The following is a 22,850-nucleotide window of genomic DNA, read 5'->3' as shown; positions in this document are numbered from 1 at the left end:
CGTCATCACCATGGGCAACCGCCCCGACGAGCTGCGCGCCCTGCTCGACTCGGTCGCCAAGCAGGACGGCGACCGAGTCGAGGTCGTGGTCGTCGGCAACGGCTCACCCGTGCCGGACGTCCCCGAAGGCGTCCGCACGATCGAGCTGCCCGAGAACCTCGGCATCCCCGGCGGCCGCAACGTCGGCATCGAGGCCTTCGGCCCCGGCGGCCGGGACGTCGACATCCTGCTGTTCCTCGACGACGACGGCCTGCTGGCCGGCCACGACACCGCCGAGCTGTGCCGCAAGGCCTTCGAGGCCGACCCGAAGCTCGGCATCATCAGCTTCCGCATCGCCGACCCCGACACCGGCGTCACGCAGCGCCGCCACGTGCCCCGGCTGCGCGCCTCCGACCCGATGCGCTCCTCCCGGGTGACCACCTTCCTCGGCGGCGCCAACGCCGTCCGCACCCGGGTCTTCGCCGACGCGGGCGTACTTCCGGACGCGTTCTTCTACGCCCACGAGGAAACCGACCTGGCATGGCGGGCCCTGGATGCGGGCTGGATGATCGACTACCGGTCCGACATGGTGCTGTACCACCCGACGACCGCGCCCTCGCGGCACGCGGTCTACCACCGTATGGTCGCCCGCAACCGCGTCTGGCTCGCCCGCCGCAACCTGCCCGCGCCGCTCCTGCCCGTCTACCTCGGCGTGTGGCTGCTGCTCACGCTTGTCCGCCGTCCCTCCCGCGCCGCCCTCAGGGCCTGGTTCGGCGGATTCCGGGAAGGCTGGATCACACCGTGCGGCCCCCGCAAGCCCATCAAGTGGCGTACCGTGTGGCGGCTGACCCGACTGGGCCGGCCCCCGGTGATCTGACAAGCTCGTACCCGGGCCCCCGGTCGTACTCCGGACCCCGGCTCAGGCCAGGCCCGCACAGGCCGCGCATCACGAAGACGAAAGTTTCCACTAGTGAGTGAGACAACGCACGACGGCACGGTCGCGGTGAGCGCGCCCGCGTCGCCCGACGAGGGATTCACGGCGGCCGAGCTGGCCGCCAAGTACGGGCTGTCGGTGAGCGGTGCCCGGCCGTCCCTCATCGAGTACGTCCGTCAGCTCTGGGGGCGGCGGCACTTCATCCTCGCCTTCTCCCAGGCGAAGCTCACCGCCCAGTACAGCCAGGCCAAGCTCGGACAGCTGTGGCAGGTGGTCACGCCCCTGCTGAACGCGGCCGTGTACTTCTTCATCTTCGGCCTGATCCTGGAGGCCGACCGCGGGATGTCCCGCGAGGTGTACATCCCGTTCCTCGTCACGGGTGTCTTCGTGTTCACCTTCACGCAGAGCTCGGTGATGGCGGGCGTGCGCGCGATCTCCGGCAACCTCGGCCTGGTGCGCGCCCTGCACTTCCCGCGCGCCTCGCTGCCGATCTCCTTCGCGCTGCAGCAGCTCCAGCAGCTGCTGTTCTCGATGATCGTGCTGTTCACCGTGTCGATCGGCTTCGGCAGCTACCCGGACCTGTCCTGGGTGCTGATCGTCCCGGTGCTGGCCCTGCAGTTCTGCTTCAACACCGGCCTCGCGCTGATCATGGCCCGGGCCGGCGCCCATACGCCGGACCTGGCCCAGCTCATGCCGTTCGTGATGCGGACGTGGATGTACGCGTCCGGCGTGATGTTCTCCATCCCGATCATGCTGAAGGACAAGCCGGACTGGATCGCCACCGTGCTGCAGTGGAACCCGGCCGCGATCTACATGGACCTGATGCGGTTCGCCCTGATCGACGACTACGGCTGGGAGAAACTCCCGGACCACGCGTGGGAGGCCGCCGGCGGCTGGGCCCTGCTGTTCGCCCTCGGCGGCTTCGTGTACTTCTGGAAGGCCGAGGAGAGGTACGGCCGTGGCTGAGCGCAGGAGCGACGCGCACATCCCCACCGTCGTCGCGGACGACCTGCACATCGTCTACCGCGTCAACGGCGCCAAGACCGGCAAGGGCAGCGCGACGGCCGCCCTGAGCCGGATCCTCAAGCGGGGCTCCGACGACGAGGCGCGCGGCGTGCGCAAGGTGCACGCCGTACGCGGCGTCTCCTTCGTCGCCTACCGGGGCGAGGCCATCGGCCTGATCGGCTCCAACGGCTCCGGCAAGTCCACGCTGCTGCGGGCCATCGCCGGTCTGCTGCCCGCCGAGCAGGGCAGGGTCTACACCCACGGCCAGCCCTCGCTGCTCGGCGTCAACGCGGCCCTGATGAACGATCTGACCGGTGAGCGCAACGTCATATTGGGCGGGCTCGCCATGGGCATGTCCCGCGAGCAGATCAGGGAGCGCTACCAGGAGATCGTCGACTTCTCCGGCATCAACGAGAAGGGTGACTTCATCACGCTGCCGATGCGCACCTACTCCTCCGGCATGGCGGCCCGCCTCCGTTTCTCCATCGCCGCCGCCAAGGACCACGACGTCCTCATGATCGACGAGGCCCTGGCCACCGGCGACCGCAAGTTCCAGAAGCGCTCCGAGGAGCGCATCCGGGAGCTGCGCAAGGAGGCCGGCACCGTGTTTCTGGTCAGTCACAACAACAAGTCCATCCGTGACACCTGCAACCGCGTCCTGTGGCTGGAACGCGGCGAGCTGCGCATGGACGGGCCGACCGACGAGGTGCTCAAGGAGTACGAGAAGTTCACGGGCAAGTAGCCCGTTCTGTCCGGGGCCCCGCCGGAACCCTTCCGGCGGGGCCCCGCGTCTGCAAAGGAAGCGTCAACTCCGGTCGGCCTTGGGAACCTTGGGGCCAATCGGTGTGTTGTTTTGATGCGCAGGACACCCCGACGAGGCTCGCTGCGTTGTACAACGTAAGCTGTACCGGTGCCGAAACGCGGCAAGTAGGGCCATAATGCGCGACACCGTCCGCCAGGACCACCGCGCGGACGGCTGGGCGGCGTGTCCGAAATAGTGTGTATTGGGTCGGCAGTGTAGAACGGGAGATGTGACGGCAATGGCTACGGAAACTCCCCAGCTCCACGCAGCATGTGCCGTCCCCGCCCCGGGCAGTCAGCGGTGACGGGAACCGGCACGGCACGCACCTCTGAACCGGAGCGGGCCACGCTCGACAAGGCCGCGGGTGAGAACTTCCCCGTGGCCCCGTTCTTCCTGCCCCGCACCTGGCGCGCCGACCTCATGGCCGTGTACGGCTTCGCCCGCCTCGTCGACGACATCGGCGACGGCGACCTGGCCCCCGGCGGCGCCGACGCCCGCCTCCTCGGAGTCTCCCCCCGCGAGGCCGAGGACCGGCTGATCCTGCTGGACGCCTTCGAGGCGGACCTGCACAGAGTGTTCGAAACGGGTCCGGGACCACGCCACCCCCTGCTGCGCCGCCTGCGGCCCACGGTCCGCCGCCGCGCGCTGTCCCCCGAGCCGTTCCTCGGCCTGATCGCCGCCAACCGCCAGGACCAGCTCGTGCGGCGCTACGAGACCTACGACGACCTGCTCGCCTACTGCGAGCTGTCCGCCAACCCCGTCGGCCGCCTCGTCCTCGCCGTCACCGGCGCCGCGACCCCGGAGCGGATCCGCCGCTCCGACATGATCTGCACGGCCCTGCAGATCGTCGAACATCTTCAGGACGTCGCCGAGGACCTGGCCCGCGACCGCATCTACCTGCCCGCCACGGACATGAAACGTTTCCACGTCCAGGAGGCGGATCTCGCCACGAAAACCGCTGGCGCATCGGTACGCGCCCTGGTTGCGTACGAAGCGGAACGTGCCCGCGATCTCCTGAATGAAGGCGCCCCCCTGGTGGGTAGCGTCCACGGCAGGTTGAAGCTGCTGCTCGCAGGGTTCGTGGCGGGGGGAAGGGCGGCGATCCACGCGATCGCCGCCGCCGACTACGACGCACTTCCCGGCCCGCCCCGGCCCGGCAAGATCCAGTTGCTGCGTGAGGTGGGCGTGACTCTGCGAGGAGAGGGGTGATCCGGACCGTGGAGTCGGAACCACACGCGTCCGCACCGGTACTCGCCGCCTACAGCTACTGCGAGGCCGTCACCGGACAGCAGGCCCGTAACTTCGCCTACGGCATCAGGCTGCTGCCGCCGCCCAAGCGCCGCGCGATGTCGGCGCTGTACGCGTTCTCGCGCCGCGTCGACGACATCGGCGACGGCGCCCTGACCGAGGAGGCCAAGACCGCCAGACTCGAGGACACCCGGGCGCTGCTCACCCGGGTCCGCGCGGGCGAGGTCGACGAGGACGACATCGACCCGGTCGCGGTCGCCCTCGCGCACGCCGCCGACCACTTCCCGATCCCGCTGGGCGGCCTGGACGAGCTGATCGACGGTGTCCTGATGGACGTCCGCGGCGAGACCTACGAGACCTGGGACGACCTGAAGGTGTACTGCCGCTGCGTGGCGGGCGCCATCGGGCGGCTCTCGCTCGGTGTGTTCGGCACGGAACCGGGGGCGCGCGGCGCCGAGCGCGCGCCCGAGTACGCCGACACGCTCGGGCTCGCCCTCCAACTCACCAACATCCTCCGGGATGTCCGCGAGGACGCCCAGGGCGGACGCACCTACCTGCCCGCCGACGATCTGGCCAAGTTCGGGGGTTCGGCCGGGTTCAGGGGGCCGACGCCGCCGGAGGGCAGCGACTTCGTGGGCCTCGTGCACTTCGAAGTGCGCCGGGCCCGCGCCCTTTTCGCCGAGGGCTACCGGCTGCTGCCCATGCTCGACCGGCGCAGCGGCGCGTGCGTCGCCGCCATGGCCGGCATCTACCGCCGCCTCCTGGACCGCATCGAGCGCGACCCCGAGGCCGTGCTGCGCGGCCGGGTCTCGCTGCCCGGCCGGGAGAAGGCGTACGTCGCCGTGCGCGGGCTGTCCGGCCTCGACGCGCGGCATGTGGCACGGCGTACCGTCAGGAGGCGCGTTTGATGGACAAAACGGTCCAAGGTGATGCTGTGGGTGAAAAGTGGCGGGCAACCCTCCGGTGGCGGGCGACGTCCCTGACTGAGACGGTCGGTCGTGCACCGTTCGAGCAGCACGGCGGCCGCGCAGGGGAGGGTGCACGATGACCCACGACATGCCATCCGGCCGGCACGCCGTCGTGATCGGCGGAGGGCTTGCCGGCATCACCGCCGCACTCACGCTCGCCGACGCGGGCGTACGCGTCACCCTGCTCGAAGGCCGGCCCCGCCTGGGCGGGCTCGCCTTCTCCTTCCAGCGCGGCGACCTGACCGTCGACAACGGACAGCACGTGTACCTGCGCTGCTGCACCGCCTACCGCTGGTTCCTCGACCGGATCGAGGCCTCGTCGCTGGCGCCGCTGCAGGACCGTCTCGACGTCCCCGTCCTCGACGTCGCGCGGCCCGAGGGGCGGCGGCTCGGCAGGCTGCGGCGCGACACGCTGCCCGTGCCCCTGCACCTGGGGCGCAGCCTTGCCACCTATCCGCACCTCTCGCTCGCCGACCGCGCCAGGGTCGGGCGTGCCGCGCTCGCGCTCAAGGGGCTCGACCTCGCCGATCCGACCCTGGACACCCAGGACTTCGGCAGCTGGCTGGCCGCACACGGCCAGTCGGCGCGTGCCGTCGAGGCCCTGTGGGACCTGGTCGGGGTCGCCACCCTCAACGCGGTCGCGGGCGACGCCTCCCTGGGGCTCGCCGCGATGGTGTTCAAGACCGGTCTGCTGTCCGACCCGGGCGCGGCCGACATCGGCTGGGCCCGCGTCCCGCTGGGCGAACTGCACGACCGGCTGGCCCGCAAGGCGCTCGACTCCGCGGGCGTCCGTACCGAGGTCCGTACACGCGTCACCTCCGTCTCTACAAGCGTGAACGGAGGGTGGGGCGTTCAGGTTCCCGGCGAGATGATCCCGGCCGACGCGGTCGTCCTCGCCGTACCGCAGCGCGAGGCGCACGGCCTGCTGCCCGCGGGGGCGCTGGACGAGCCCGGCCGGCTGCTGCGGATCGGCACCGCGCCGATCCTCAACATCCATGTCGTCTACGACCGCAAGGTGCTCGGCCGCCCGTTCTTCGCGGCCCTCGGCACCCCGGTGCAGTGGGTCTTCGACCGCACCGACGCGTCCGGGCTGACCTCGGGCCAGTACCTGGCGCTGTCCCAGTCGGCCGCGCAGGACGAGATCGACGCGCCCGTGGCCGAGCTGCGCGAGCGCTATCTGCCGGAGCTGGAACGGCTGCTGCCGCGCACCCGCGGCGCCGAAGTGAGGGACTTCTTCGTCACCAGGGAGCGCACCGCGACCTTCGCTCCCACCCCCGGCGTCGGACGGCTCAGGCCCGGCGCCCCCACCAAGGCATCCGGCCTGTACCTGGCCGGAGCGTGGACCGCCACTGGGTGGCCCGCGACCATGGAGAGTGCGGTCCGCAGCGGTGTCGGTGCGGCGGACGCCGCGCTGGGCGCACTGGGCCGGCCCCGCGATCGCCTCCCCGAATTCTTCGGAGAGGCGGCATGAAAACCGATTTGCGTGGCACTGGCCCCCGCACCCCCGGTACCGCAACAACCCGCACCCCCGGTACCGCAACAAGAGGAGAGAATGTGCCCACTGTGCCCCCGGCCTCGACGGCCGCTCGAGAGACCGCGGTGGACGTGACCGCGCTCCTGGAGCGCGGCCGGACCCTGGCCACACCGGTACTGCGGGCGGCGATCGGCCGCCTGGCACCTCCCATGGACACTGTTGCCGCCTACCACTTCGGCTGGATCGACGCACAGGGCAGGCCCGCGGCGGGCGACGGCGGCAAGGCCGTCCGCCCCGCCCTCGCGGTGTTGTCCGCCGAGGTCCCCGGCGCCGCACCCGAGACCGGCATCCCCGGCGCGGTCGCCGTCGAACTCGTCCACAACTTCTCCCTCCTGCACGACGACCTGATGGACGGCGACGAACAGCGCCGCCACCGCGACACCGTCTGGAAGGTGCACGGCCCCTCCCAGGCCATCCTCGTCGGCGACGCCCTGCTGGCCCTCGGCAACGAGGTGCTGCTGGAACTCGGCACCGTCGAGGCCGGCCGCGCCACCCGCCGGCTGACCGCCGCCACCCGGGCCCTGATCGACGGCCAGGCGCAGGACATCTCCTACGAGCACCGCGACCGGGTCAGCGTCGAGGAGTGCCTGGAGATGGAGGGCAACAAGACCGGCGCCCTGCTCGCCTGCGCCTGCTCCATCGGCGCGGTGCTCGGCGGCGCGGACGACCGCACCGCCGACACCCTGGAGAAGTACGGCTACCACCTGGGCCTGGCCTTCCAGGCCGTCGACGACCTGCTCGGCATCTGGGGCGACCCGGAGGCCACCGGCAAGCAGACCTGGAGCGACCTGCGCCAGCGCAAGAAGTCCCTGCCGGTCGTGGCCGCCCTCGCGGCGGACGGACAGGCCTCCGAGCGGCTCGGCGAGATCCTCGCCGCCGACGCGAAGATCACCGACTTCGAGAACTTCTCCGAGGAGGAGTTCGCGGCCCGCGCCGCCCTCATCGAGGAGGCGGGCGGACGCGAGTGGACCGCCGACGAGGCGCGCCGCCAGCACACCGTCGCCATCGAGGCCCTCGACGCCATCGACATGCCCGACCGGGTACGGGCGCAGTTCACGGCGCTCGCCGACTTCGTCGTCGTACGAAAGAGATGATCACTATCGACCTCATAGACCTCGCGTAGTCGCCGGCCGGTGCCGCGGGCAGATGCGCACCGGCCGACGGCGGACCCACAGCAGACAGCACATCACTTGCACACTGCACGAAGGGGAAGCCATGACAGCGACGACCGACGGAAGCACCGGGGCGTTGCCGCCCCGCGCTGCCGCGGCCAGCGAAACCGACATCGACACCCCCGTGGCGGCCGGGGTCCACCAAGCCGCCGCCCGCGCGGCCCAGCGCGCCACCGACTTCCTGCTCGCCCGGCAGGACGCCCAGGGCTGGTGGAAGGGTGACCTGGAGACCAACGTCACCATGGACGCCGAGGACCTGCTGCTCCGTCAGTTCCTGGGCATTCGCGACGAGCAGATCACGCGCGCCGCCGCCCTGTTCATCCGCGGCGAGCAGCGCGAGGACGGCACCTGGGCCACCTTCTACGGCGGTCCTGGCGAACTCTCCACCACCATCGAGGCGTACGTCGCCCTCCGGCTGGCCGGGGACGCCCCCGACGCCCCGCACATGGCCCGGGCCTCCGCGTGGATCCGCGGGCAGGGCGGCATCGCCCGCTCGCGCGTCTTCACCCGGATCTGGCTCGCCCTGTTCGGCTGGTGGAAGTGGGAGGAGCTGCCCGAACTCCCGCCCGAGCTCATCTACTTCCCGACCTGGGTGCCGCTCAACATCTACGACTTCGGCTGCTGGGCCCGGCAGACGATAGTGCCGCTGACGATCGTCTCCGCGAAGCGCCCGGTCAGGCCCGCGCCCTTCCCGCTCGACGAACTGCACACCGATCCGCACAACCCCAACCCGCCGGGGCCCCTTGCCCCGGCGGCCAGTTGGGACGGCGCCTTCCAGCGGCTCGACAAGGGCCTGCACGCCCTGCGCAAGGTCATCCCGCGCCGACTGCGCAGAAACGCCATGAACACCGCCGCCCGCTGGATCATCGAGCGGCAGGAGAACGACGGCTGCTGGGGCGGCATCCAGCCGCCGGCCGTGTACTCGGTCATCGCCCTGCACCTGCTCGGCTACGACCTCGAACACCCCGTGATGCGCGAGGGACTGGCGTCGCTGGACCGGTTCGCCATGTGGCGCGAGGACGGCGCCCGGATGATCGAGGCCTGCCAGTCACCGGTGTGGGACACGTGCCTGGCGACCATCGCGCTCGTCGACGCCGGAGTGCCCGCGGACCACCCGCAGTTGGTGAAGGCCGCGGACTGGATGCTCGGCGAGCAGATCGTGCGGCCCGGCGACTGGTCGGTGCGGCGGCCCGGACTCCCGCCGGGCGGCTGGGCGTTCGAGTTCCACAACGACAACTACCCCGACATCGACGACACCGCCGAGGTGGTCCTCGCCCTGCGCCGGGTGAAGCACCACGACCCGGAGCGCGTGGAGAAGGCCATCGGGCGCGGGGTGCGCTGGAACCTCGGCATGCAGTCGAAGAACGGCGCCTGGGGCGCCTTCGACGTCGACAACACCAGCCCCTTCCCCAACCGGCTGCCGTTCTGCGACTTCGGCGAGGTCATCGACCCGCCGTCCGCCGACGTCACCGCGCACGTCGTCGAGATGCTCGCCGTCGAGGGCCTCGCCCACGACCCGCGCACCCGGCGCGGCATCGACTGGCTGCTCGCCGAACAGGAGCCGGACGGCTCGTGGTTCGGACGCTGGGGCGTCAACTACGTCTACGGCACTGGATCCGTCGTACCCGCCCTGGTCGCGGCCGGATTCCCCGGCTCGCACCCGGCGATCCGGCGGGCGGTGGCCTGGCTGGAGTCCGTGCAGAACGACGACGGCGGCTGGGGCGAGGACCTGCGCTCCTACAAGTACGTCAAGGAGTGGAGCGGCCGCGGCGCCTCCACCGCATCGCAGACGGCGTGGGCGCTGCTCGCGCTGCTGGCTGCGGGGGAGCGGGACTCCAGGGCCGTCGAGCGCGGCATCGAGTGGCTCGCGGCCACCCAGCGCGAGGACGGCTCCTGGGACGAGCCGTACTTCACCGGCACCGGCTTCCCCTGGGACTTCTCCATCAACTACCACCTCTACCGGCAGGTCTTCCCGCTCACCGCGCTCGGCCGGTACGTGCACGGAGAGCCCTTCGCCGCGAAGGCCCCCGCCGCCGGAGTGTCCTGCGAGGGGAGGGCGGTACCCGAGAAGCCGCCCGCCGACGAGACGCCCGCCGAGCGGACCCGCACCGACCGGCCTCGTGCCGAGGCCGAGGGGAGCTGATGAACCCGCATCCCGCCCCGGCTCCGTTGCTGATCGCCTGCGCGCTCGGCATCGAGCACCTCGCCCTGCGCACCGGCGACCGGAGCGTGAGGCGGAGGGGCGCGCCCGCGTCGAGAGGCCATGGGGGTCCCCCCGCGCGAGCGCATTCGAGCGTGGGGGAGCGCGGAGGCCCCGACGGAGGAGGGGTCGAGCACGGTCGGCCTCTCGACACCGGCTTTCAGCGCCCCGGAGCCGAACCGAACAAAAAGGGCGCCGGCGCGCCGGTGACCATCCTGCGCACGGGCATGGGGCCCGGGGCGGCCGAGCGCGCCGTCGTCCGGGCCCTTGCCGACCCCGCGCTCGCCGGTGCCGCGGTCCTGGCCACCGGCTTCTGCGCCGGGCTCGCCCCCGGCATGCACCCCGGCGACCTGGTCGTCGCCGAGGAGACCCGGGACCCGCGTGGCACCACCCCGTGCGCCGGGACCGATCTGCTCGTCAAGGAACTCGTGCGCGCCGTCCCCGGCCGCACCGTCCACACCGGGCCGCTCACCGGCTCCGATCACGTCGTACGCGGACCCGAGCGGTCCGCTCTGCTCGCGACGGGCGCAATCGCGGTCGACATGGAGTCGGCGGCCACGCTTCTGAGTGCCGTACGCCAGGGCGAGCGCCCGGTTGCGGCCGTCCGGGTGGTCGTGGACGCTCCAGAACATGAACTGGTCCGGATCGGCACGGTGCGGGGTGGAATATCGGCTTTCCATGTTCTTCGCTCCGTCCTTCCCGCTTACTACGAATGGCACCGTTCTTTGCTGCTCCCCTGGAGGTGAGCCAGATGGCCATGCCGCTGCGCCAGTCCATCAAGGTCGCTACATACCTGGCCGAACAGAAGCTCCGCAGGCGGGACAAGTTTCCGCTCATCGTCGAGCTGGAACCGCTCTTCGCCTGCAACCTGAAGTGTGAGGGCTGCGGCAAGATCCAGCATCCGGCCGGTGTGCTCAAGCAGCGCATGCCCGTCGCGCAGGCCGTGGGAGCGGTGCTCGAATCCGGCGCGCCCATGGTGTCGATCGCCGGCGGCGAGCCCCTGATGCACCCTCAGATCGACGAGATCGTGCGACAACTGGTGGCCAAGCGGAAATACGTCTTCCTGTGCACCAATGCCATGCTGCTGCGCAAGAAGATGGACGAGTTCAAGCCCTCCCCCTACTTCGCCTTCGCCGTGCACATCGACGGGCTGCGCGAGCGGCACGACGAGTCCGTGGCGAAGGAAGGTGTTTTCGACGAGGCGGTGGAGGCGATCAAGGAGGCCAAGCGGCGCGGCTTCCGGGTCACCACCAACTCGACCTTCTTCAATACCGACACCCCGCAGACCATCATCGAGGTGCTCAACTACCTCAACGACGACCTCCAGGTCGACGAGATGATGATCTCTCCCGCCTATGCCTACGAGAAGGCCCCCGACCAGGAGCACTTCCTGGGTGTGGAGCAGACCCGCGAGCTGTTCAAGAAGGCCTTCTCGGGCGGCAACCGGCGACGCTGGCGGCTCAACCACTCGCCGCTGTTCCTCGACTTCCTCGAAGGCAAGGTCGACTTCCCCTGTACCGCGTGGGCGATCCCGAACTACTCGCTGTTCGGCTGGCAGCGCCCCTGCTACCTGATGAGCGACGGGTACGTGCCGACGTACCGCGAGCTGATCGAGGAGACCGACTGGGACAAGTACGGCCGCGGCAAGGACCCGCGCTGCGCCAACTGCATGGCGCACTGCGGCTACGAGCCCACCGCCGTCCTGGCCACCATGGGTTCGCTGAAGGAGTCGCTGCGGGCCATGCGCGAGACGGTCTCCGGAAACCGGGAGTGATGTCATGACCGTCGTATCCCTGGGCGTCCCCGAGGTGCCGGCCCGCCCGATCGCCGAGCGGCGTGTGTCGCGGCAGATCCAGGTCGGGCCGGTCGCGGTCGGGGGCGGGGCCCCGGTGTCGGTGCAGTCGATGACGACGACCCGCACGTCGGACATCGGCGCCACGTTGCAGCAGATCGCCGAGCTGACGGCGTCCGGCTGCCAGATCGTGCGGGTCGCCTGTCCGACGCAGGACGACGCCGACGCGCTGTCCGTGATCGCCCGCAAGTCGCAGATCCCGGTGATCGCGGACATCCACTTCCAGCCGAAGTACGTGTTCGCGGCGATCGAGGCCGGGTGTGCCGCGGTGCGGGTCAACCCGGGCAACATCAAGAAGTTCGACGACCAGGTCAAGGAGATCGCGCGGGCCGCGAAGGACCACGGCACGCCGATCCGCATCGGCGTGAACGCGGGCTCCCTGGACAACCGCCTGCTGCAGAAGTACGGCAAGGCGACTCCGGAGGCGCTGGCGGAGTCGGCGTTGTGGGAGGCGTCCCTCTTCGAGGAGCACGGCTTTTGCGACATCAAGATCTCGGTGAAGCACAACGACCCGGTGGTGATGATCGAGGCCTACCGGCAGCTGGCGGCGCAGTGCGACTACCCGCTGCACCTCGGCGTGACGGAGGCCGGTCCCGCCTTCCAGGGCACGATCAAGTCGGCGGTCGCCTTCGGGGCGCTGCTGTCGCAGGGCATCGGGGACACGATCCGGGTGTCGCTGAGCGCTCCTCCCGCCGAGGAGGTCAAGGTCGGCATCCAGATCCTGGAGTCGCTCGGGCTGCGGGAGCGGCGGCTGGAGATCGTCTCCTGTCCGTCGTGCGGCCGCGCCCAGGTCGACGTCTACCGGCTGGCCGACGAGGTCACGGCCGGGCTCGAGGGCATGGACGTGCCGTTGCGCGTCGCGGTCATGGGCTGTGTGGTGAACGGCCCCGGCGAGGCGCGGGAGGCCGACCTGGGCGTAGCCTCCGGCAACGGCAAGGGGCAGATCTTCGTCAAGGGCGAGGTCATCAAGACCGTGCCCGAGTCGAAGATCGTGGAGACCCTGATCGAGGAGGCGATGAAGATCGCCGAGCGGATGGCGCAAAACGGCGCTCCTACCGGCACAGGGAAACCGGCAGTGACTGTGAGTTGAAGCGAGGCACGGACCGAGAGGGGGCCGAGCGTGACGATTCTGGAGAGCATCCGGGGACCACGCGACCTGAAGGCGCTGTCCGAGGCGGAACTCGGTGAACTGTCCGACGACATCAGGGAGTTCCTGGTGCAGATGGTGGCCAGGACCGGCGGTCACCTCGGACCCAACCTGGGGGTGGTGGAACTCACCATCGCCCTGCACCGGGTCTTCGAGTCACCGGTCGACCGCATCGTCTGGGACACCGGCCACCAGAGCTACGTACACAAACTTCTGACCGGCCGTCAGGACTTCTCCAAGCTGCGCGGCAAGGGCGGCCTGTCGGGCTATCCCGCACGCGAGGAGTCCGAGCACGACATCGTCGAGAACAGCCACGCCTCCACCGCGCTCGGCTGGGCCGACGGGCTCGCCAAGGCCCGCCAGGTGCAGGGGGAGAAGGGGCATGTCGTGGCGGTGATCGGCGACGGAGCGCTGACCGGCGGCATGGCCTGGGAGGCACTGAACAACATCGCGGCGGCCAAGGACCGGCCGCTGATCGTCGTCGTCAACGACAACGAGCGCTCGTACGCCCCGACCATCGGCGGCCTCGCGAACCACCTCGCGACCCTGCGGACGACGGACGGCTACGAGAAGGTGCTCGCCTGGGGCAAGGACGTGCTCCAGCGCACGCCCGTCGTAGGCAACACCGTGTACGAGGCCCTGCACGGCGCGAAGAAGGGCTTCAAGGACGCGTTCGCCCCGCAGGGCCTGTTCGAGGACCTGGGCCTGAAGTACGTCGGCCCGATCGACGGACACGACATCAAGGCCGTCGAGTCTGCGCTGCGCCGCGCGAAACGCTTCCATGGACCGGTGCTGATCCACTGCCTGACGGAGAAGGGCCGCGGCTACGAACCCGCCCTCGCCCACGAGGAGGACCACTTCCACACCGTCGGCGTGATGGACCCGCTGACCTGCGAACCGCTGGCGCCCTCGGGCGGACCGTCCTGGACGTCCGTGTTCGGCGACGAGATCGTGCGGATCGGCGAGGAGCGGGACGACGTGGTGGCCATCACGGCGGCCATGCTGCACCCGGTGGGCCTCGCCAAGTTCGCCGAGCGGTTCCCGGACCGGGTGTGGGACGTCGGCATCGCCGAGCAGCACGCGGCCGTGTCCGCGGCGGGCCTGGCCACCGGCGGAGTGCACCCGGTCGTCGCCGTCTACGCCACCTTCCTCAACCGCGCCTTCGACCAGCTGCTGATGGACGTCGCCCTGCACCGCTGCGGGGTCACCTTCGTCCTGGACCGGGCCGGCGTCACGGGTGCCGACGGGCCCTCCCACAACGGCATGTGGGACATGTCCGTCCTCCAGGTCGTGCCGGGCCTCAGGATCGCCGCGCCGCGCGACGCCGACCAGCTGCGTGCCCAGCTGCGCGAGGCGGTCGCCGTCGACGACGCACCGACGCTGGTGCGGTTCCCGAAGGAGTCGGTGGGCCCGGAGATCCCGGCCGTCGACCGGGTGGGCGGTCTTGACGTCCTGCACCGCTCGCCCGGCGAGGCGCAGGTGCTGCTGGTCGCCGTCGGTGTGATGGCGTCCGTCTGTCTCCAGGCGGCCGAGCTGCTTCAGGCCCGCGGCGTCGGCTGCACCGTCGTCGACCCGCGGTGGGTCAAGCCCGTCGACCCGCACCTGCCCGGCCTCGCCGCCCAGCACCGCCTGGTCGCGGTCGTCGAGGACAACAGCCGCGCGGGCGGGGTGGGCGCCGCGGTGGCGCTCGCGCTGGGTGACGACGACGTGGATGTGCCTGTGCGGCGGTTCGGGATCCCGGAGCAGTTCCTCGCGCACGCCAAGCGGTCCGAGGTGCTCGCCGACATCGGGCTCACGCCCGTGGAGGTCGCCGGACGGATCAGCGCGAGCCTGGCCGTCCGGAAAGAACGGTGCAAAGAGCCCGAGGCAGCGCCCGCCACGGTGCAGGATGGGCTGTCCGAGGAGCGACAGGAGCTACAGGTGTCCAAGGAGCCCCAGGAATGACCACCGCGGAAGCCGCGTCGGAGCCTTCGCAGGCCGGGGAGTTCGACCTCTGCGCGCTGCTGGCCGAGCGCGGAGCCGAGCGCTACGAGCTGCACACCCGCCACCTCAACCATCAGCTCCCGCGCATGCTGCACACCATCGGCTTCGACAAGGTCTACGAGCGCGCCGAGGGCGCCTACTTCTGGGACGCGGACGGCAACGACTACCTGGACATGCTCGCCGGGTTCGGGGTGATGGGCCTGGGGCGCCACCACCCCGTCGTCCGGCAGGCGCTGCACGACGTCCTGGACGCCCAGCTGGCCGACCTCACCCGCTTCGACTGCCAGCCGCTGCCCGGGCTGCTGGCCGAGAAGCTGCTCGCGCACAGCCCGCACCTGGACCGGGTGTTCTTCGGCAACAGCGGCACGGAGGCGGTCGAGGGCGCGCTGAAGTTCGCCCGGTACGCGACCGGCAAACCGCGCGTCCTGTACTGCGCGCACGCCTTCCACGGCCTGACCACCGGTTCGCTGTCGGTGAACGGCGAGTCCGGCTTCCGGGACGGCTTCGCCCCGCTGCTGCCCGACACGGCCGTACCCCTCGGCGATCTCGACGCCCTGGCACGGGAGTTGAAGAAGGGCGACGTGGCCGCCCTGATCGTCGAGCCGATCCAGGGCAAGGGCGTACACGAGTCCCCGCGCGGCTATCTGCGCGCCGCCCAGGAACTGCTGCACAAGCACAAGGCGCTGCTCATCGCCGACGAGGTGCAGACGGGCCTCGGCCGCACCGGCGACTTCTACGCCTACCAGTACGAGGACGGCGTCGAACCGGACCTGGTCTGCGTGGCCAAGGCGCTCTCCGGCGGCTATGTGCCGGTGGGCGCCACCCTCGGCAAGGGCTGGATCTTCAAGAATGTCTACTCGTCGATGGACCGGGTGCTGGTCCACTCGGCCAGCTTCGGGGCCAACGCCCAGGCAATGGCAGCGGGCCTGGCGGTGCTGTCGGTGATGGAGAACGAGCAGATCGTGGCGGGCGTCCGGGCCACGGGCGAGCAGCTGCGGTCCCGGCTCGCGGCGCTCGTCGACAAGTACGAGCTGCTGGCCGACGTGCGCGGCCGGGGCCTGATGATCGGCATCGAGTTCGGCCGGCCCACGTCGCTGAAGCTGCGTGGCCGCTGGAGCATGCTGCAGGCCGCCCGCAAGGGCCTGTTCGCGCAGATGGTGGTCGTACCGCTGCTCCAGCGGCACCGGATCCTCACGCAGGTCTCGGGCGACCACCTGGAGGTCATCAAGCTGATCCCGCCGTTGGTCATCGGGGAGCGGGAAGTGGACCGGTTCGTCGACGCCTTCACCGCCGTCATGGACGACGCGCACAACGGCGGTCTGATCTGGGACTTCGGGAAGACGCTGGTCAAGCAGGCGGTTGCCAACCGGTAAGGGCCTTTGCCCAGGAGGCAAGAAATCTGCCGGCCGGGCAGGGCTCCGGCTGAATGGAGCCATGAGCTCTCCCGATGCCGAGCCCGAACCGGCGGCCGGGCGGCGGGCCGAAACACCGGCGGCCGGGCCGGGGCCAGACGCCCTGCCCGCCGTCGCGCCGCAGCTGCGCGCCCTGCGCCGCCGCGTCTCCCAGAACGGGGCGCGGCTTGTGGCCCATGCCGCCGTCTGCGACCCTTAAGGCGCCTCGGGGACACCGCGCACCGGCTCGCCGCCGACGACAGCGCCCACTTCGGCTCGCTGACCCCGCACCGACGCCATGAGCGACATGGAGGAGGACATCTCAGTCCAGCAGCCGGTCGCGCAGCCGCTCCCGCGTCTGCGCAGCGACCCCGAGCCCCTGCTCCAGGTACGTGTCGACGCCGCCCCAGGTGTCCTCGATGGTGTCGAAGGCCGCCGTCAGGTACTCGGCGCGGGCGTCGAACAGGGGGTCGAGCAGCTCCATGACCTCGGGGGAGTAGGCCGAGGCCGCGCTGCCGCGGTGCACCTTGTAGCGGCGGTGCTTCGCGCCCGACTTCAGGTAGTCGTCGAGGATCGCCGCGCGCTCGACGCCCACCGCGAGCAGCGTCACCGCGATGGACAGACCCGCCCGGTCCTTGCCCGCCGCGCAGTGCATCAGGGCCGGGACGCTGTCCTCGGCGAGCGCGTGCAGCACGCGGGAGTGCTCGGCGGTGCGCTCCTTGATGATCGTGCGGTACGAGGTGACCATCCGGCTAGCGGCCTTGCCGTCGCCGAGGATTTCGCGCAGCTGGTCGAGGTCACCGTCGCGGACCATCTTCCAGAACTCGGCGCCGTGCGCGGGGTCCGTCAGCGGCAGGTTCACATTGCGCACGCCCGGCAGCTCGACGTCAGGACCTTCGAGCTTCTGGTCGGCCGCATTGCGGAAGTCGAAGATCGTGTGCAGGCCCAGGGAAGTGAGGAACGCGGCGTCCTCCCCGGTCACGTGCGCGAGGTGGCCGCTGCGGAACAGCACGCCGTGCCGCACCCGCCGTCCGTCCTCGGTCGGGAGTCCGCCCACATCACGGAAATTGCGCACTCCGGCCAGCTCGGGTTCGGTCGACGGGATCTGCTGCGTCACGAGGGCTCCTCCCGGTCGGCCCCGCCGGCGCGGCTCGCCGACGGGCACCACTCGACGATACGACACGCCCGCCAGGGCCAATGAGTTTTCCACAGGCGTTGCTCGCGGGGCCCGCAACCGTTGATGATGTTGCGGCTTGATTGCACCTGTTCGAATATGTGAGGGCTTGATGCTGGAGATTTCCCGAGACGGTCGCACGTGGCTTCTGACGGGGCCGTCCAGCGGCTACGCGGTCCATGTCACCGGCCGCGACGAACTGGTGCACCTGCACTGGGGCCCGCGGATCGCGCTGGCCGACGCCGAGGCCCTCGCCGCCCGCCCGCTGCCCGAGGTCCGGGGCTTCGAGTCCGCGCTCGACGGACACGAGGAGTACCCCGTCGAGGGCGGCCCCCGCTTCGTGCGGCCCGCTCTGTCCGTGCGCACCGAGGAACGGCGCGGCACCGAGTGGGCCTTCGAGCGGTACGACGCCGAGGACGGCGAGCTGCGGCTGCGCTTCACGGACGCCGGGCTCGCCGTCACCCTGCACTACCGGACGCGCGACGACGTGATCGAGCGCTGGGTCACCCTGGAGAACCAGGGCCCGCCGGTCGAGGTGCTGCGCGCCGACTCCGCCACCTGGACACTGCCCGACCGCGACGGCTGGCGGCTCTCCCAGCTGCACGGCCGCTGGGCCGCCGAGTCCCGCCTGGTCCGCTCGGAGCTCACCTACGGCGAGAAGGTCATCGGCAGCCGCCGCGGCCACACCGGGCACCAGCACCTGCCCTGGGTCGCCCTCGACACCGACGCGACCGAGGAGCGCGGCGAGGTCTACGGCTGCGCCCTGGGCTGGTCCGGTTCCTGGCGGATCGCCGTGGCCGGGCTCCCGGACGCGCGCGTGCAGATCACCGGCGGCGCCGGCCACGACGACTCGGGCCTGCTGCGCCTCGCGACCGGCGAGTCCTTCACCACGCCCGTCTTCGCGGGCCTGTGGAGCGACGGCGGCTTCGGCGGCGCCAGCCGCGCCTGGCACGCCTACCAGCGGGCGTACGTCGTCCCGGACGCGGACCGGGACCGGTTCGTGCTGTTCAACTCCTGGGAGGCCACGGAGTTCGACATCTCCGAGGAGCAGCAGCAGGCGCTCGCCGCGCGCGCAGCCGCGATGGGCGTGGAGCTGTTCGTGGTCGACGACGGCTGGTTCGGGGCGCGCACCAGCGACCGGGCGGGGCTCGGCGACTGGACCCCCAACCCCGACCGCTTCCCGCAGGGCCTGAAGCCCCTCGCCGACCACGTGCACGACCTCGGCATGCGGTTCGGCATCTGGGTCGAGCCCGAGATGGTCAACCCGGACAGCGACCTGTACCGCGCGCATCCGGACTGGGTCCAGTACCAACCGGGACGAAAGCGGACGAAGTTCCGCAATCAGCTCGTACTGAACCTCGCCCGCGACGATGTCCAGGAGTACCTCTTCGGGCAGCTTGACGCGCTGCTCTCCGGCGCCCCGATCGACTACGTCAAGTGGGACTTCAACCGCAGCTTCACCGACGCCGGCTGGCCGGGCGACCCGTACCCGCAGCGGCTGTGGGTGGACCACGTGCGCGCGTTCTACGCCCTGGTGGACCGGCTGCGCGCGGCCCATCCGGGCGTCGCCTTCGAGTCCTGTTCGGGCGGCGGCGGCCGGATCGACCTCGGGGTGCTGAGCCGCACCGACCAGGTGTGGACCTCGGACAACACCGACCCGCTCGACCGGCTCGCCATCCAGCACGGCTTCAGCCAGCTGCACCCCGCGCGCGTGATGGCGGCCTGGGTCACCGACAGCCCGAACGTCATGCTCAACGGCCGGGTCAGCTCGCTGCGCTTCCGGTTCGTCAGCGCCATGGCCGGGGTGCTCGGCGTCGGCGGCGACCTCACGCGCTGGAGCGCGGAGGAGCTGGCCGAGGCGCGGGACTGGGTGGCCCTCTACAAGGAGATCCGGCCACTGGTGCAGCGCGGCGACCTCTACCGGCTGCGGCCCCCGGCGGGCGGACTGAGCGCCGTGCAGTACGTCCTCGGCGACGAGACCGTGGTCCTCGCCTGGCTCCAGGCGCAGCACTACGGCGAGCCCGTGCCGCCGCTGCGGCTGCGCGGCCTCGAACCGGCAGCGTCGTACGTATGCCGTGAAACGGGCGAAGTTCACCGGGGTGCCGTGCTGCTGCACCACGGGCTGCGGCCCGCGCTGCGCGGTGACCTCGATGCGACGGTTATCCGCCTGCGTCGTATCTGACCCTTCTGTCTGAATTGGTGGCTTCATTCCAACTCGCCCGGGCGTCAAGGAGTCTGGAGCGGCGTCACGTGAGGAGCGTCATATTCGTGACCGTCTGTCGCCCGTCATGTTCACGTAATTCAAGTGCTACTCAAGGGTCTTTGTGCAAAGTCGCGTTTTTGTCATCGACGGAGTGTGACCGGGAATTCGCATAAGGGATCTCACAAAACACGGTCACCGGGAACCTCTCGCTTGTCCCTGTGCGTCTTGCTCCCTTACGTTCACCACCGATCCGGACGGACGCCGAATCCTGCCGCCGTCCGGAGAACCGCCACCCACCCACCCGTACACGGCAGGAGCGGGGGACCCACAGGCATGACCGCCTGTTCCGGTCTTCCGGAAACAGGCTTGGGGTAAAGCCGTGCTTCGGCGCGGCCGGGCATCTCCAGCCCGCACCCGACAGCTCACCTCGCAGGCGCCGGAGAGGAATTCGCCATGCCCGCGAAGGGTAAGCACCGCCGCCCCAAGTCGCAGTTCTTCGTCCGCTCGATCGCCGTCGCCGGAACCGGCGGCGCCGCGCTCGCGCTTCCGCTGATGGGCGCTTCCGGCGCCCACGCGGCCACCCCGCAGTCGGTTTCGGAAAAGGCCGTCCAGTCGATTCCGGCCGCCGCGAAGAAGGCGGTCGAGAAGAGCGTGGACGCGCGGACGTACACCGTGAAGGCCGGTGACTACCTCGCCAAGATCGCCGAGGAGCAGAAGGTCGCCGGCGGCTGGAAGAAACTCTACGAGGACAACCGCGAGGCCGTCGGCAACGACCCGGCGCTGATCCACCCCGGCCTGAAGCTGTCCATCGGCAAGAAGGCCCCGGCCGCCGCCGAGAAGGCCGCGCCGAAGGCGTCGAAGCCCGCCGCCGAGAAGTCCTCCGCGAAGGCGTCGAGGTCCGCCGAGCGGCCCGCCGCGAAGGCCGCGCCCGCCACCGGCTTCACCGCCCCGGTCGCCTCCGCCAACGTCGGCACCGCCTACCGTGTGGCCGGCAGCATGTGGTCCAGCGGCTACCACACCGGCGTCGACTTCAGCGTCCCGACCGGCACCTCCCTCAAGGCCGTCGGTGCGGGCACCGTCGTCTCCGCCGGCTGGGGTGGCGCGTACGGCAACCAGGTCGTCATCAAGCTGAACGACGGCCACTACGCGCAGTACGCCCATCTGTCCTCGCTGTCCGTCTCCGCCGGCCAGGCCGTGAGCGCGGGCCAGCAGGTCGGCCTCTCCGGCGCGACCGGCAACGTCACCGGGCCGCACCTGCACTTCGAGATCCGCACCGCGCCGGGCTACGGCTCGGACGTGGACCCGGTCGCCTACCTCCGCTCGAAGGGCGTCGCCATCGGCTGACCCAGCGACGACCTGCCTGACACGCCACCGAAGGCCGGACCCCGATCCCCGGGTCCGGCCTTCGGTGTTGTCCGGCCCAACCTGTCGACATGGAGCGGTGGTTGGGGCACAGTGACTCCGGTTGGTGCAAGCGCTTTCTAGAAGGAGTCCTGTCCCGTGCCGACCACCCGTAGAGCCTTCGGAGCCCTGGCCGCCGGAGCCGCCCTGGCGGCCCTCGCCCCCGCGACCGCGACCGCCGTGCCCCGCCACCGCCGCCTCATCGCCCACGACGACTTCCGGCACGGGCTGCGCCAGTGGGCCACCGAACTCCAGGACGGTGGCACCGTCACCGCCTCCCGCGGCGTGCTGGAGATCGACGTGCCGAGCGGGGCGACGATCTGGTTCAGAAAACGCCTCGAAGGTCCGTACGTCCTCGCCTACACCGTTACGCCGGTGTCAGAGGGCGGGGTCAACGACCGCGTCTCGGACCTCAACAACTTCTGGAACGCCACCGACGTCCGCTCCCCGGACGACCTCTTCGCCACCCCGCGCGGCGGCGCCCTCGACGAGTACGACCACCTGACGACGTACTACTCCGGCTACGGCGCCAACTACAACACCACGACGCGGCTGCGCCGTTACGTCGGCCAGGCGGGCGTGCGCCCGCTCGTCTACGACTACACCGAGCCGCTGCTCGTGCCCAACGAGCCGAACCACGTCCGGATCGTCTCCGACGGCTCCACGGTCCAGTGGTGGAACAACGGGCGGCTGGTCTTCGACTACGCCGACCCGGAGCCGTACACCGCCGGGCACTTCGCCTTCCGGACCGTGTGGAGCCATTTCCGGATCACCGGCTTCCAGGTCTGGCGGCTGTCGCGCCAACAGTCCTGACCAGGGGATTGTTCCGGAGTTGGGGAACACTTTGGGAGTGGCTTTTCTCACCGCCCGTCAACTCTTTCCTACGGTCGCGTAGGTCACATTCGACGGTGAATCATGGGCGGATGTGGCAGACGATTCGAAGAATGACAGCAGATCAGTGATCGGGTCGTACGTGGCGGTGGGGGACAGCTTCACCGAGGGCCTCGGCGACCCCGGCCCCGACGGGGCGTTCGTCGGATGGGCCGACCGGTTCGCCGTACTCCTCGCGGACCGCCGGCCCGAAGGCGACTTCAGTTATACGAACCTCGCCGTGCGCGGCAAGCTGCTCGACCAGATCGTGGCGGACCAGGTCCCGCGCGCCGTCGGCCTCGCGCCGGACCTGGTGTCGTTCTGCGCCGGCGGCAACGACATCCTGCGGCCCGGCACCGATCCGGACGAGGTGGCCGAGCGGTTCGAGCGGGCGGTGGCCGCGCTGACGGCCGTGGCCGGGACGGTGCTGGTGACGACCGGGTTCGACACCCGTGGTGTGCCGCTGCTCAAGCATCTGCGCGGCAAGATCGCCACGTACAACGGGCATGTGCGGGCCGTCGCCGACCGGTACGGCTGTGCGGTGCTCGACCTGTGGTCGCTGAAGAGCGTGCAGGACCGGCAGGCCTGGGACACCGACCGGCTCCATCTGTCACCGGAGGGGCACACGCGCGTGGCGCTGCGCGCGGGGCAGGTCCTCGGTCTGGAGGTTCCGGCCGATCCGGAGCAGCCGTGGCCGCCGCTGCCGGCACGCGGGACGCTGGAGGTGCGGCGGGACGATGTGCACTGGGCTCGGGAGTACTTGGTGCCGTGGATCGGGCGGCGGCTGCGTGGGGAGTCGTCCGGGGATCATGTGACCGCGAAGGGGGCGTTGTCGCCGGAGGACATCAGGATGCGGATCGGGTCGGTGGCCTGAGGAGTATGGGCCGGTTGCGTGCCGGTTGAACTCCGGTTGCGTGTTGCCTGGTGCGGGGTGACGGCGTCGGCTGCACCGCGTTTGCCGCTTGCCCGGTGTTGCCGCTGGCCGGG

The 22,850-nt window shown here is 70.7% G+C and carries 20 protein-coding genes and 1 riboswitch; of the genes, 19 read left to right on the top strand and 1 reads right to left on the bottom strand.

Annotated elements, in window-relative coordinates; all coding sequences use genetic code 11:
* The first annotated feature begins 10 nt into the window (after positions 1-10).
* The 15 genes from H8R17_RS04445 to H8R17_RS04380 all read left to right on the top strand — a co-directional run bounded on the left by H8R17_RS04445 (position 11) and on the right by H8R17_RS04380 (position 16,435).
* A complete protein-coding gene (locus H8R17_RS04445; protein WP_223124651.1) occupies positions 11-856 on the top strand; it encodes a glycosyltransferase in 846 nt (281 codons plus the stop codon).
* Positions 857-949: 93 nt separating this feature from the next.
* The gene (locus H8R17_RS04440; protein WP_187821797.1) at positions 950-1,879 is read left to right on the top strand and encodes an ABC transporter permease; all 930 of its coding nucleotides are present in this window, start codon (positions 950-952) and stop codon (positions 1,877-1,879) included.
* A complete protein-coding gene (locus H8R17_RS04435) occupies positions 1,872-2,660 on the top strand; it encodes an ABC transporter ATP-binding protein (protein WP_187821796.1) in 789 nt (262 codons plus the stop codon). The genes H8R17_RS04440 and H8R17_RS04435 overlap by 8 nt, the downstream gene beginning before the upstream one ends.
* Positions 2,661-3,020: 360 nt before the next feature.
* Complete coding sequence (gene hpnC, locus H8R17_RS04430; RefSeq protein WP_187821795.1) at positions 3,021-3,929, top strand: squalene synthase HpnC; 909 nt, start codon at positions 3,021-3,023, stop codon at positions 3,927-3,929.
* Positions 3,926-4,876, top strand: a complete 951-nt coding sequence (hpnD, locus tag H8R17_RS04425; protein ID WP_187821794.1) for a presqualene diphosphate synthase HpnD — start codon at positions 3,926-3,928, stop codon at positions 4,874-4,876. The genes hpnC and hpnD overlap by 4 nt, the downstream gene beginning before the upstream one ends.
* Positions 4,876-5,016 carry a DUF6380 family protein gene (locus tag H8R17_RS45570; protein ID WP_223124629.1) on the top strand — a complete coding sequence of 47 codons (141 nt, stop codon included), beginning with the start codon at positions 4,876-4,878 and terminating at the stop codon, positions 5,014-5,016. The genes hpnD and H8R17_RS45570 overlap by 1 nt, the downstream gene beginning before the upstream one ends.
* Entirely contained in the window at positions 5,013-6,407 is a 1,395-nt protein-coding gene (gene hpnE / locus H8R17_RS04420; RefSeq protein ID WP_187821793.1) for a hydroxysqualene dehydroxylase HpnE, read from the top strand. Before H8R17_RS45570 ends, hpnE begins: the two co-directional genes overlap by 4 nt.
* On the top strand, positions 6,404-7,564 hold the full coding sequence (locus H8R17_RS04415; protein ID WP_187821792.1) for a polyprenyl synthetase family protein: 1,161 nt from the start codon (positions 6,404-6,406) through the stop codon (positions 7,562-7,564). The genes hpnE and H8R17_RS04415 overlap by 4 nt, the downstream gene beginning before the upstream one ends.
* Positions 7,565-7,685: 121 nt before the next feature.
* A complete protein-coding gene (shc, locus tag H8R17_RS04410) occupies positions 7,686-9,785 on the top strand; it encodes a squalene--hopene cyclase (protein WP_262505013.1) in 2,100 nt (699 codons plus the stop codon).
* A complete protein-coding gene (locus H8R17_RS04405; RefSeq protein WP_399476251.1) occupies positions 9,785-10,588 on the top strand; it encodes a 1-hydroxy-2-methyl-2-butenyl 4-diphosphate reductase in 804 nt (267 codons plus the stop codon). Before shc ends, H8R17_RS04405 begins: the two co-directional genes overlap by 1 nt.
* A 5-nt stretch (positions 10,589-10,593) precedes the next feature.
* On the top strand, positions 10,594-11,616 hold the full coding sequence (gene hpnH, locus H8R17_RS04400; RefSeq protein ID WP_187821791.1) for an adenosyl-hopene transferase HpnH: 1,023 nt from the start codon (positions 10,594-10,596) through the stop codon (positions 11,614-11,616).
* 4 nt (positions 11,617-11,620) lie between these two features.
* The gene (ispG, locus tag H8R17_RS04395; protein WP_187821790.1) at positions 11,621-12,784 is read left to right on the top strand and encodes a flavodoxin-dependent (E)-4-hydroxy-3-methylbut-2-enyl-diphosphate synthase; all 1,164 of its coding nucleotides are present in this window, start codon (positions 11,621-11,623) and stop codon (positions 12,782-12,784) included.
* 30 nt (positions 12,785-12,814) lie between these two features.
* On the top strand, positions 12,815-14,785 hold the full coding sequence (gene dxs, locus H8R17_RS04390) for a 1-deoxy-D-xylulose-5-phosphate synthase (protein WP_316959305.1): 1,971 nt from the start codon (positions 12,815-12,817) through the stop codon (positions 14,783-14,785).
* Positions 14,782-16,197 (top strand): aspartate aminotransferase family protein, encoded by a 1,416-nt coding sequence (locus H8R17_RS04385; protein WP_187821789.1) that lies wholly within the window; start codon positions 14,782-14,784, stop codon positions 16,195-16,197. Before dxs ends, H8R17_RS04385 begins: the two co-directional genes overlap by 4 nt.
* 61 nt (positions 16,198-16,258) lie before the next feature.
* Complete coding sequence (locus tag H8R17_RS04380) at positions 16,259-16,435, top strand: hypothetical protein (RefSeq protein ID WP_187821788.1); 177 nt, start codon at positions 16,259-16,261, stop codon at positions 16,433-16,435.
* Positions 16,436-16,537: 102 nt separating this feature from the next.
* Here the strand turns inward: H8R17_RS04380 and H8R17_RS04375 are convergent, their stop codons facing one another.
* Complete coding sequence (locus H8R17_RS04375; protein ID WP_187821787.1) at positions 16,538-17,332, bottom strand: tyrosine-protein phosphatase; 795 nt, start codon at positions 17,330-17,332, stop codon at positions 16,538-16,540.
* Between the two features lie 169 nt (positions 17,333-17,501).
* On the opposite strand from H8R17_RS04375, the gene H8R17_RS04370 reads away from it, so the two are divergent.
* The 4 genes from H8R17_RS04370 (at position 17,502) to H8R17_RS04355 (ending at position 22,737) form a co-directional block, all read left to right on the top strand.
* Complete coding sequence (locus tag H8R17_RS04370; RefSeq protein WP_187821786.1) at positions 17,502-19,571, top strand: alpha-galactosidase; 2,070 nt, start codon at positions 17,502-17,504, stop codon at positions 19,569-19,571.
* A 298-nt stretch (positions 19,572-19,869) separates the two neighbouring features.
* Positions 19,870-20,041, top strand: a riboswitch (cyclic di-AMP (ydaO/yuaA leader).
* Between the two features lie 4 nt (positions 20,042-20,045).
* Positions 20,046-20,936: a LysM peptidoglycan-binding domain-containing M23 family metallopeptidase gene (locus tag H8R17_RS04365; protein ID WP_187821785.1), complete on the top strand. Its 891-nt coding sequence runs from the start codon at positions 20,046-20,048 to the stop codon at positions 20,934-20,936.
* A gap of 156 nt (positions 20,937-21,092) precedes the next feature.
* Positions 21,093-21,806, top strand: a complete 714-nt coding sequence (locus H8R17_RS04360; protein WP_187821784.1) for a DUF6250 domain-containing protein — start codon at positions 21,093-21,095, stop codon at positions 21,804-21,806.
* 145 nt (positions 21,807-21,951) lie between these two features.
* Entirely contained in the window at positions 21,952-22,737 is a 786-nt protein-coding gene (locus tag H8R17_RS04355; RefSeq protein ID WP_187821939.1) for an SGNH/GDSL hydrolase family protein, read from the top strand.
* The last annotated feature ends 113 nt before the right edge of the window (positions 22,738-22,850 follow it).

Source organism: Streptomyces sp. TRM68367, from assembly GCF_014495685.1.
Taxonomy (GTDB): domain Bacteria; phylum Actinomycetota; class Actinomycetes; order Streptomycetales; family Streptomycetaceae; genus Streptomyces.
The sequence above is the reverse complement of the archived record's forward strand: the minus strand, read 5'-3'. Positions and strand labels throughout refer to the sequence as shown.